The sequence below is a fragment of the Ralstonia sp. 24A2 genome, assembly GCF_051783885.1.
Taxonomy (GTDB): Bacteria; Pseudomonadota; Gammaproteobacteria; order Burkholderiales; family Burkholderiaceae; genus Ralstonia.
Genome location: NZ_JBPVZD010000003.1, coordinates 65457 through 75885 on the forward strand (window position 1 = coordinate 65457; position 10429 = coordinate 75885).

Consider the following 10429-nt stretch of genomic DNA (forward strand, 5'->3'; position numbering starts at 1 on the left):
TCAACGGCCGGCTGATTTCCCGTTCTTCTCGCTGTCCGAAATCCCCTCCCTCCTCGATCCCTCACCGCACAAGGAGTGCCATGGATATCAAGACTGTCCGCGAAACCGCGTTCGCAATGCCGATCACGAGCCCCGCCTACCCGCCCGGCCCATACCGCTTTATCCATCGCGAGTTCTTCATCATCACGTATCGCACCGACCCGGCCAAGCTGCGCGCCATGGTGCCCGAGCCGCTGGAAGTGCCGGAACCGCTGGTCGCCTATGAGTTCATCCGCATGGCCGATTCCACCGGCTTTGGCGACTACACCGAGAGCGGCCAGGTGATCCCTGTCACCTACGAAGGCAAGCCTGGCACCTACACGCTGGCGATGTACCTGGACGACCACCCGCCCCTGGCCGGCGGTCGCGAGATGTGGGGTTTCCCGAAAAAGCTCGCCAGCCCGAAGCTTGAGACCGACAAGGACACGCTGATCGGTACGCTGGACTACGGCCCCGTGCGCGTGGCCACGGGCACCATGGGCTACAAGCACCGCGAGCTGGATCTGGCCGAACAGAAGCGCCGGCTGGAGCTGCCCAACTACCTGCTCAAGATCATTCCGCACGTGGACGGCAAGACCGCGCGCATCTGCGAGCTGTCGCGCAACTACATGGTCGATATCGACATGAAAGGCGCCTGGACCGGTCCCGCCTCGTTGGAACTTGCGCATCACGCGCTGGCGCCGGTGGCCGAACTGCCGGTGCTGGAGATTGTCGAAGCTCGGCACATCATTGCAGACCTGACCCTTGGTATGGGCGAGGTCGTGTTCGACTACCTCGCGCAGTAATCCCTCCCCGTTTAACCCTCACGGAGTACACAACATGTCTGATTTGAAAGGCAAAGTCGCCGTCGTCACGGGTGCCGCCAGCGGCATCGGCAAGCAGATCGCCCTGACGCTCGCCAGCTCAGGCGCCGCCATCGCCATCGTGGATCTGAACGAAGATGGTGCAAAGGCCGTCGCCAAGGAAATTACCGACGCAGGCGGCAAAGCCATCGGCCTGCGCATGGACGTCACCGACGAGCAAGCCGTCGACAGCGGCATCGACCGCGTGGCCGAAGAGCTTGGCTCGGTCGACATCCTCATCTCCAACGCCGGCATCCAGATCGTCAACCCGTTCGTGAGCTACTCGTTTGCCGATTGGAAGAAGATGCAGGCCATCCACGTCGACGGCGCCTTCCTCACGACGCGTGCAGCGCTGCGCCACATGTACAAGGACGACCGCGGCGGCGTGGTGATCTACATGGGTTCGGTGCACTCGCACGAGGGCTCGCCGCTCAAGTCGGCCTACGTGGCGGCCAAGCACGCGCTGCTGGGGCTGAACAAGGTGCTGGCCAAGGAAGGTGCGGCGCATAACGTGCGCTCGCACGTGGTGTGCCCGGGCTTCGTGCGTACCCCGCTGGTGGAAAAGCAGATTCCCGAGCAGGCCAAGGAACTCGGCATCAGCGAGGAAGAGGTCGTGAAGAAGGTCATGCTGGGCGACACGGTGGACGGTGTGTTCACCACCGTGGAAGACGTGGCCGAAACGGTGCGCTTCCTGGCGACCTTCCCGAGCGCAGCGCTGACCGGCCAGTCGTTCGTGGTCAGCCACGGCTGGTTCATGCAGTAAGCCCAATCCAGCAGACCGGAGGAGACATGCCCGCACCCAAGCTACGCGTGGCGGCCAGCCGCGCCAAGTCCAACGACACTGCGGAAGCCGCCGGCACCTCGCCGTCGCGCATCGAACTGCCGCCCTACGAAAACATCGCGCTGGTGCTGCAGGGCGGTGGCGCGCTCGGCTCGTATCAGGCCGGCGTATTCGAAGGACTGGACGCGGCCGGCATCATGCCGAACTGGATTGCGGGCATCTCCATCGGGGCGTTGAACACGGCCATCATCGCGGGCAACGCACCCAAGGATCGGTTGGCCAAGCTGCGCGAGTTCTGGCAGATCATCACGCAGCCGACCTTCTCGCCGCCGCTGCCGGACATCCTGGAAAACGCATGGTTTGACGGCAATTCGCATCTGCGCAAATGGCTGACCGCCATGCAGGCGGCAGACACCCTCATTGAGGGGCAGCGCGGCTTCTTCACGCCACGCATTCCCGCGCCGCTGCCGGCCAATGAAATGGACCCGCTCGACGCCAGCTACTACGACACGACGCCGCTGAAAGCCACGCTTGAGCGCCTGTGCGATTTCGATCGCATCAACGACGGCGGCATCCGCGTATCGGTGGGCGCGGTGAACGTGCGCACCGGCAACCTGGAAGCCTTCGACAACACCGAGCGCCGCCTGTGCGCCGAGCACTTCATGGCTTCCGGCGCACTGCCGCCAGGTTTCCCGCCGGTGCTGATCGATGGTGAGTACTACTGGGACGGCGGTGTCGTCTCCAACACGCCGCTGTCGTACGTGCTGGGCTCCAAGCCGCGCCGTGACACGCTCGTGTTTCAGGTGGACCTGTGGGCCGCGCTGGGCCCGGTGCCCAACACCATGATCGGCGTCGCCAGCCGCCAGAAGGATCTGCAGTATTCCAGCCGCACCCGGCTCATTACCGATTGGATGGAACGTTCTCAATCGACACGTCGGCTGGTGCGCAAAATGCTCGAACATCTGCCGGAGAAGGAATTCGAGCGCACGCAATGGTACAAGCATGCGCAGGAGCTGGCCTGCTCCAAGCGCTACAACGTGATCCACCTGATCTACGCGGCCAAGGAGCACGAAGGCCCCGGCAAGGACATCCAGTTCGGGCCATCCACCATGCGCGACCACTGGGGCTCGGGTCTGGCGGACATCCGTGAATCGCTCTCGCACCCCGAGTGGCTGGCGATGCCGGATGATGAGTCCGGCTTTGTCACGCACGACATCCACCGCCACCCGCACGCCGAGCGGCGCAGCAAGCGGCTCTAAGGCGGGTTACCCGGGCGGCTGCGGCGCGCTTGCCTGCTGCGCGCGCAGCGTCCGCAGCGACACTCCCAGCGGCGGCCGGGGCAGCGCCGCCGACCACGCCCGGCGGATTACACCGCTGATCTGCTTGTAGACCTCCTTCGAGATCACCGTTTCGGCCAGCATGGTGTCGATCTTGTTCTGGCCGATGTGCAGCGCAAACAGCAACAGCAGGCGCTTTTCGAGCGCGGCGCTGTAGTCGCCAAACTTCTCGCGCAGTTCGGCCAGGCCCTCTTCTGCCGCTTCGATCCGCGCGATCAGCACACCGTCGAGCAGATCGGCCATGCGCTCGCCCAGCACGGGCTGCAATGACAGACGGTTGTAAGCACGCAGGCGTTCCAGCACGGTCTGGCGGCAGACCAGCAGTTCATAGCGGTCGGCCAACGCGTTAGCGAGCGGCCGATCGATATGCATCAAGCGGTGCAGCCAAATCGCAGCGCGAAAGCCGAGGCTCTTGGCAAGAATCCGGCGCGATGCGCGCTTGTAGCCAACGCGGCCTTCGGCGCGTGCTGCGTCGATCATGTCGGCGGTGTTGCGCATCATCGCGTCAAGGTTGCGGATGGAGATCAGGCCGTTGCCGTATTCGGGAATCAACTCGCGCTCGCGCGTGGCCAATGACACCAGGCCGATGGTGAGTTGGTCGCGCTCGGACAAGGCATCGTCCAGGTTCAGCTCTGCGGCGCCGGCCGCCACTTCCAGCCGATACGCAGCCGCCGCCTGATCCGCCGCACCCGCCGCAAAGTGGAAGTGTCCGCCAATGCGGCGCATGATCGCTTCCACTTCTTCCGTCGACATGTTGAGCGCCTGACGCTGCAGCGCCTGCTCCTGCGGCGAGAGTTGATCCAGCCCGAGCTGGCGCATCACCCAGCGCAGCGTTGCGCCGTTGAAGAGCACGCTCACCAGCACAAAACCTGTGGCGAGAATGGTGACGAAATGCCGGTCGACCGTGTGTACCGCTTGGTTCTCTGCCACACCCAACGCCAGCACCAGGGTGACCGCACCGCGCAAGCCGCCCCATGCAATCGCAAGTTTGTAGGCATGGCTGACCGGTGCGGATAGCTTGAACCACGCCAGCACCGGCAACAGCCCAAACAGCACGGCCAGGCGTGCAACCAATGCCGCCACCACAATCACCGCCAACCAGAGCGCGTCTTGCCAGACCACGCCGTGCAGCAGTTGCGGCACGCGTACGGCCGCCAACAAGAAGACCACGGCCCCCGCCAGCGCGGCAATCTGTTCCCAGATCAATTGCAGGTGCGACCAGTTGCGCGGCGTCAGGCGCGTGCGCCCCAACGCGCCAATCACCAGCCCCGCGCAGACCACGGAGACAACGCCCGACACATCGAGCACGTTTTCCGCCACGAGGTACAGCGGGTACGGCAACGCGAGCGTCCATGCGGCTTCTGCCTGTGCAATGCCGCGCAGCGCCGGCAACAGGGACGCAGCAACACGCCCGGCAATCAGCCCAAAGATCACGCCGCCACCGAATGCCTTGGCCAGCTCGCGCAGGCCGCCGCTGATGGTCGCATCGGTACCGTGGCCGGTGAGCATGGCCAGCAGCACACCCATGATGGCAATGGCCGCCGCGTCATTGAGCAGCGCCTCGCCTTCCACCAGCCGGATCAGCCGCGCCGGAGCGCCCACATCGCGAAATACGGCAATCACGGCGGACGGGTCGGTGGTGGCAATCATCGCGCCCAACAACAGGCACGTGACGATGCCGAACGGCGTGACGGCCGCTGCCGCCAGCCCAATGACGCCCGTGGCCACGATCACCGCCACGATGGCGAGCATGAGGATGGGCGCGGCATCCGGCGCCATGCTGCGCACGTCCACTGACAGCGCCGCCTGGAACAACAGTGGCGGCAGGAACAACCACAGGTAGGCCTCGGCCGGCCAGCTTGGATCAATGAGCGGCGCGAAGAAGGTCGTCGCAAATGCGGGCGCCGTGTTCTGCAAGCCCACATAGGCGCCACCAATGCCGATGCCCGCCAGCGCCAGCAGCGTCGATTCGGGCAGCGTCAGCCGCGACGCCAGCATCTGCACCAACGCCACCACGGCGAGCAGACCGCCCGCCACCAACAACAGGATGACGACACCGTTCACGAGCGAGCCCCCCACGCAGCGAGCCAATCGGCACGCTCGGTATCGGTCAGGTCCGGCACGACGGCGGTGCCGGTTTCAGCGGCAGCAATGGCCGCCTCCAGCACGGCCATCACCGCGACGGCCTGTACGGGCGGAACCGGGTTGGCGCGTTGGCCGAGAATGGCATCACGCACGGCAGCGTAGTACGCACGCTGGTCGCCAGCGGGTGTGGCGACATCGCTTGCCGATGACGTTGCGCCATGGATGAGGGTGCCCGCATCGTCATCGACGCCCCAGCCTTGCGCGCCAGGCGCCATGCCAGCCAGCAACTGCGCTTCCTGCGGATCCATGCGGCGCTTGATGAACGAGCCAAGCGTGCCGTGCACGATCCAGCGTGGAGCACCGCCCGCTACCAGCATGCTGGCGTGCAGGATGGCGCGACGCTCGCCGTGGTGGAGCACCACGTGCGCCCAGTCGGCGGTCTCCGCACCGGGGCGCTGGCGGGCAAACGATGCGCTCACCGCATCGGGCAGGCCGAGCAGCTGCAACGCCTGGTCAATCAAATGCGGGCCGAGATCGAACCAGATGCCAGTGCCCTGCCCGGCTTGTTCGCGCCAACGTGCACGCACCTGCGGGCGATAGCGGTCGAAATGCGCTTCCACGTGCATCGCTTCGCCGATGGCACCGCTGGCAAGCACAGCCTGTACCGCGAGGAAATCGCTGTCCCAACGCCGGTTCTGGAAGACCGACAGCAAACCGCCGGTTTCGCATGCCACGCGGGCCAGATGCCGCGCCTCTGCCAGCGTGACGGTAAAGGGCTTGTCCACGACAACGTGCTTGCCAGCGCGCAGCGCGGCTTCGGCCAGCGGTGCGTGACGGTCATTGGGCGCGGCAATGACGACGAGGTCGACGTCCGGGTGTACGGCGGCCGCGTCAGGCGAGCAAACCACGGCGTCAGGCCGATCCGCAAGCACGGCGTCCGGCCGGTTCGAGCCGATCACGTGCAGGCGCAAACCGGGCGTGGCGTCGACCAGGGCCGCGTGGAACAGCTTGCCCGCGTAACCGTAGCCCACGAGGGCAACACGCAGGGGTGTCGATGGATGTGGTGAAGACGACATATCAAGAAAAGGCAGAAAGCAACTGAGTCAGACGCCCTACACGCAACTTGGTGCCGGTAATTTTCAATTGACTCGTGGAAAGTTGCTGCATCTTGTACCTGCAAACGTTGCCGGCCGTCAAAAGCATGACTTCACTCTCTTGTAAATAGGAATTATTCTCATTATTATCTGCGCCTTCACATTTTGAAGGCGCCAGCCTCCGGGGGGAGGGACGGCGTCCTGCTTTTTACTTTACGGGAACTGCAATGCCGCCGAATTTTCGACGAGATGGCCTGCGCCTGTCTCTGGCCGTCCTTGGAACCCTGCCGCTGATGCACGTGGCGGCTGCCGCCGACACGATTGCGGCCGCCGATGCCGGCACGCTGCCAACCACCACCACCAAGAGCACACGCAGCAATACGAGCTACGACACGCCTGTCGCCAACACAGCCACGAAGATTCCCGTGCCGCTGCGCGAGATTCCGCAGTCGATCAACGTCGTACCGCGCGCAGTCATCCAGGATCAGGGCGCGCTGTCGCTCAACGACACCCTGCGCAATGTACCGGGCGTATCGGCATCGCTGGGCGATGCACAGCGCGATCAGGTGACCATTCGCGGCTTCTCGTCGATCAATGATCAGTACGTCGATGGCCTGCGCGATGACTCGCTGTATTTCCGTGACCTGTCGAACATCGACCGCATTGAAGTGCTGAAGGGCCCGGCTGCCGTGCTGTACGGACGCGGCTCGTCGGGCGGCATCATCAACCGCGTCACAAAGAAGCCGCTGGCCACGCCGCTGGCCGAGATTGGCGTGCTGGTAGGCACCGAGCGCCAGAAGCGCGCCGAGTTCGACCTGAACACCTCCATCAACGACGACGCCATCCGTGCGCGCATCACCGGCGCAGTGGAAGACTCGGGCGGCTTCCGCAACGACTACTTCCTGCGCCGCCAGGCGATCTCGCCGTCGTTCCTGTTCAACTTGTCACCGGACACCAAGCTGACGGTGCAGTTCGACTACCTGCACGACAAGCGCATTGCAGACCAGGGCGTACCGTCCTACCACGGCCGCCCCGTGGATGTGCCCATCGGCACGCGCTACGGCTCAGCCGATGCGGGCGCCGGCAACATCGACACCACCGTCAAGAGCGTGACCGGCACGCTGGACCACCGCTTCAACGACAAGTGGTCGTTCCACAGCGTAGTGCGCAACTACGAATACTCGCTCGGCCGCAACAACTACACGACCGTCAAGAGCGTCAACGACGGCCCGATCCCGACTGTCACGCTCAACGTCAACCAGCGCAACCGCAGCGATCGCGGCACCGTGTGGCAGAACGAGCTGACGCAGAAAGCCGAGACCTGGGGCATCCAGCACACGCTGCTGTACGGCATCGAACTGGTCTATCAGGACAAGAGCGACCGCGTGGCGTCCACCCCGGGCAACTTCAACGTCAACCTGTTCAACCCGGTGCTGCCGCTGCTGCCCACGGTGCCGGCCAACGCCACGCCCACCAACTACGGCCTCTCGCACAACGAGACGTACGCCGCGTATGTGCAGGACCTGATCAAGTTCTCGCCGCAATGGACGGTGCTCGCCGGCCTGCGCTACGAGATCCTCAAGCAAAGCCGTGACGACCTCACGCCCAAGAACCAGGATCTCGCACGCACCGACAAGCCGGTCAGCCCGCGCCTGGGTGTGGTGTATCACCCGATCGAGCCGCTCTCGCTGTACGCGTCGTACAGCCGCTCGTTCCAGCCGCTGGCCGACAGCTTCACGTTCTTCTCCAACAGCGGCGCACTGGCTCCGCAGTCGACCACCAACTACGAGATCGGCGCCAAGTACGACCTCTCGGCCGGTGCCAGCGTGACGGCCGCGTTGTTCGACATGAAGCAGACCAACCTGACGGCGGCCGACCCCGTCACGCTGCTGGGCATGCCCATCGGCACGCAGCGCACGCGCGGGCTGGAACTGTCGTTCACGGGCGAAGTCATCAAAACGTGGTCGCTGGTGGCGAGCTATGCCTACCTGAACGGCCGCCTGGAGAACCCGAACGACCGCAGCGGTGGCGTGGCGGTCAACGGCAACCAGCCGTCGCTCACGCCGCGGCATAGCGGTGCGGTGTGGCTCAAGCACGATCTGCCGAACGGCTTTTACGTGGCCGGCGGCGTGCGTGCCGAGGCCTCGCGCTATGCATCGCAGTACAACGTGACGACGCTGCCGGGCTACATGACGGTCGACCTGGGTGCGGGCTATCGCAGCAAGCACGTCGACGTCACGCTCAATCTGCAGAACCTGTTCAACCGCGCGTACTACGTCTCGGCCCACGGTGGCGCCGAGAACTACAACATGCCGGGCGCCCCGCGCATGGCGCTGCTGGGCCTGCGCTACAAGATGTAAGCGTAACGGGCAAACACGCGATGCTGCGACGGGTGCTCTTCCGCCTGCACTGGCTGATCGGGTTGTCAGCCAGCGTGGTGCTGGCCGTCGTCGGCATCAGCGGTGCGCTGATGGCGTATGACGAAGAGCTGCTGCGCTGGCTGAACCCCGGCGTGTTCAACTTGCCAGCGGGCAACGGCCCCGCGCCCACGCTGCCGCAGGTTACCGCACAGGCACGCACTGCCATCCCCGAGCGTCCTGTCACGTTCGTCACTGCAGCCTCGGAGCCCACCGAGCCGTGGCGCATCTGGTATGCATGGCCTCCGGGCAAGCACGGCGGCAGCAGCCGCGGCGAGTTGCGCTACTTCGCCCCGGCCACCGGCACCTTGCTACCCGAGGCACGCGGGCAACGCTTCTTCGCGACCGTCAAGCTGCTGCACCGGACACTGTTGGCTGACGAGATCGGCAAGCAGATTGTGGGGGCCAGCACGATTGCGCTGGTGATGATGGCGTTGTCGGGGCTGTACTTGCGCTGGCCGCGCCGCGTGACGAACTGGCGGAGCTGGTTTGTCATCCGCTGGAACCGCAGCGGGCGCATCCGTTGGTGGGACGTGCATACCGTCATCGGGACGATGGTGTTGCCGCTCTATCTTTTGGCCGCATTCAGTGGCCTGTCCTGGGCGTATGACTGGTATCGCGAGGGCCTGCAGCACATGGCCGGCATGCCGGTTGCCGCCAAAGCCAAGCCGATGGAAGACCCGCGTCAACCGCTGGATGATGCGGCATTGGAGCGCACCTGGAACGCTTTCCTCTCCAACGCGTCGAACTATGCGACGGCCACCCTGCGCATCGACGATGCCCGCACCGGCAAGGTCGACATCAACTGGCTCCCGCTCGACGCACCGCACGACCGCGCCTTCAATCGCCTGACGCTCGATGCAGCCACCGGCGCAGTCATCCGCAACGAACCATTCGCCACCAAGCCACCGATGCAGCGCCTGTTGGCCGGCATGCTGCCGCTGCACAACGGGCGCTACTTCGGGCCCATCGGCATCGTGCTGGTGTTGATCGGCGCGTTGATGCTGCCGGTGTTTGCGATCACGGGGTGGTGGCTGTATCTGGATCGGCGCAAACGCGCGCAACCGCAGCGCAAACACGCATCCGCATCGACACGTCCTTGCTGACAATGGAGGGGCATCGACGCGGTGTCGTGCGCCCTCAACACAACAAGGACAACCCATGACGATCGAAAAAGCCCGCGACCTGTCCCTGCGCCCACTGGAGCGCAATGACCTGCGCTTCGTGCACGAACTGAACAACGACGCAAAGATCATGCGTTACTGGTTTGAAGAACCGTACGAGACCTTCACCGAACTCTCGCAACTCTACGACCGGCACGTACACGACCAGCGCGAGCGCCGCTTCATCTGCGAGAACACTGCCGGTGAAGCCGTCGGCCTGGTCGAGCTGATGGAGCTGAACTACATCCACCGCCGTGGCGAGTTTCAGATCATCATCGCGCCCGGCTGGCAGGGCCGCGGCTATGCGTCCACTGCCACACGCCTGGCGATCGATTACGCCTTCATGGTGCTGAACCTGCACAAGCTGTATCTCGTGGTCGACGTGAAGAACGAGAAGGCGATCCACATCTACGAGAAATGCGGCTTCCAGCGCGAAGGCGAATTGATCGAAGAATTCTTCAGCAACGGCGCATATCACAACGCGCTGCGCATGTGTGCGTTCCAGCGGGACTACGTGGCGCAGATGGCAGCATCCAACCGATAAGCGACGGCCAATCTGCATGTGGACATGTGCAACGTGAATGCGCACCGCCTCGACACGCGACTCGGCTTGATCAAAACCGCACGCGAGGCGCCTTACATCCGGATGCGCTGGCCAGCGCGCGCTCAGT

The 10429-nt window shown here is 64.5% G+C and carries 8 protein-coding genes; 6 read left to right on the top strand and 2 right to left on the bottom strand.

Annotation, left to right across the window (positions count from 1 at the left end; genetic code table 11):
- Window positions 1-80: 80 nt before the first annotated feature.
- Genes ACS13N_RS17750 through ACS13N_RS17760 form a run of 3 tightly spaced genes read left to right on the top strand, consistent with a single transcriptional unit; the run spans window position 81 to window position 2921 of the window.
- Window positions 81-824, top strand: a complete 744-nt coding sequence (locus ACS13N_RS17750) for an acetoacetate decarboxylase (RefSeq protein WP_438932942.1) — start codon at window positions 81-83, stop codon at window positions 822-824.
- Between the two features lie 34 nt (window positions 825-858).
- Window positions 859-1644 carry a 3-hydroxybutyrate dehydrogenase gene (locus ACS13N_RS17755; RefSeq protein ID WP_438932943.1) on the top strand — a complete coding sequence of 262 codons (786 nt, stop codon included), beginning with the start codon at window positions 859-861 and terminating at the stop codon, window positions 1642-1644.
- A gap of 26 nt (window positions 1645-1670) precedes the next feature.
- Window positions 1671-2921 (top strand): DUF3734 domain-containing protein, encoded by a 1251-nt coding sequence (locus ACS13N_RS17760; protein WP_438932944.1) that lies wholly within the window; start codon window positions 1671-1673, stop codon window positions 2919-2921.
- 6 nt (window positions 2922-2927) lie between these two features.
- Here ACS13N_RS17760 and ACS13N_RS17765 read toward each other — a convergent pair whose 3' ends face one another.
- The gene (locus tag ACS13N_RS17765; protein WP_438934440.1) at window positions 2928-5063 is read right to left on the bottom strand and encodes a cation:proton antiporter; all 2136 of its coding nucleotides are present in this window, start codon (window positions 5061-5063) and stop codon (window positions 2928-2930) included.
- Window positions 5060-6160, bottom strand: a complete 1101-nt coding sequence (locus tag ACS13N_RS17770; protein ID WP_438932945.1) for an oxidoreductase — start codon at window positions 6158-6160, stop codon at window positions 5060-5062. The genes ACS13N_RS17765 and ACS13N_RS17770 overlap by 4 nt, the downstream gene beginning before the upstream one ends.
- Before the next feature lie 311 nt (window positions 6161-6471).
- Here ACS13N_RS17770 and ACS13N_RS17775 point away from each other — a divergent pair, with 311 nt between their 5' ends.
- The 3 genes from ACS13N_RS17775 to speG are packed head-to-tail and all read left to right on the top strand — an operon-like array spanning window position 6472 to window position 10302.
- Window positions 6472-8538 carry a TonB-dependent receptor gene (locus ACS13N_RS17775; RefSeq protein WP_438934441.1) on the top strand — a complete coding sequence of 689 codons (2067 nt, stop codon included), beginning with the start codon at window positions 6472-6474 and terminating at the stop codon, window positions 8536-8538.
- A 20-nt stretch (window positions 8539-8558) separates the two neighbouring features.
- A complete protein-coding gene (locus ACS13N_RS17780) occupies window positions 8559-9701 on the top strand; it encodes a PepSY-associated TM helix domain-containing protein (RefSeq protein ID WP_438932946.1) in 1143 nt (380 codons plus the stop codon).
- Between the two features lie 55 nt (window positions 9702-9756).
- Window positions 9757-10302: a spermidine N1-acetyltransferase gene (gene speG / locus ACS13N_RS17785; RefSeq protein WP_438932947.1), complete on the top strand. Its 546-nt coding sequence runs from the start codon at window positions 9757-9759 to the stop codon at window positions 10300-10302.
- Window positions 10303-10429 lie beyond the last annotated feature (127 nt).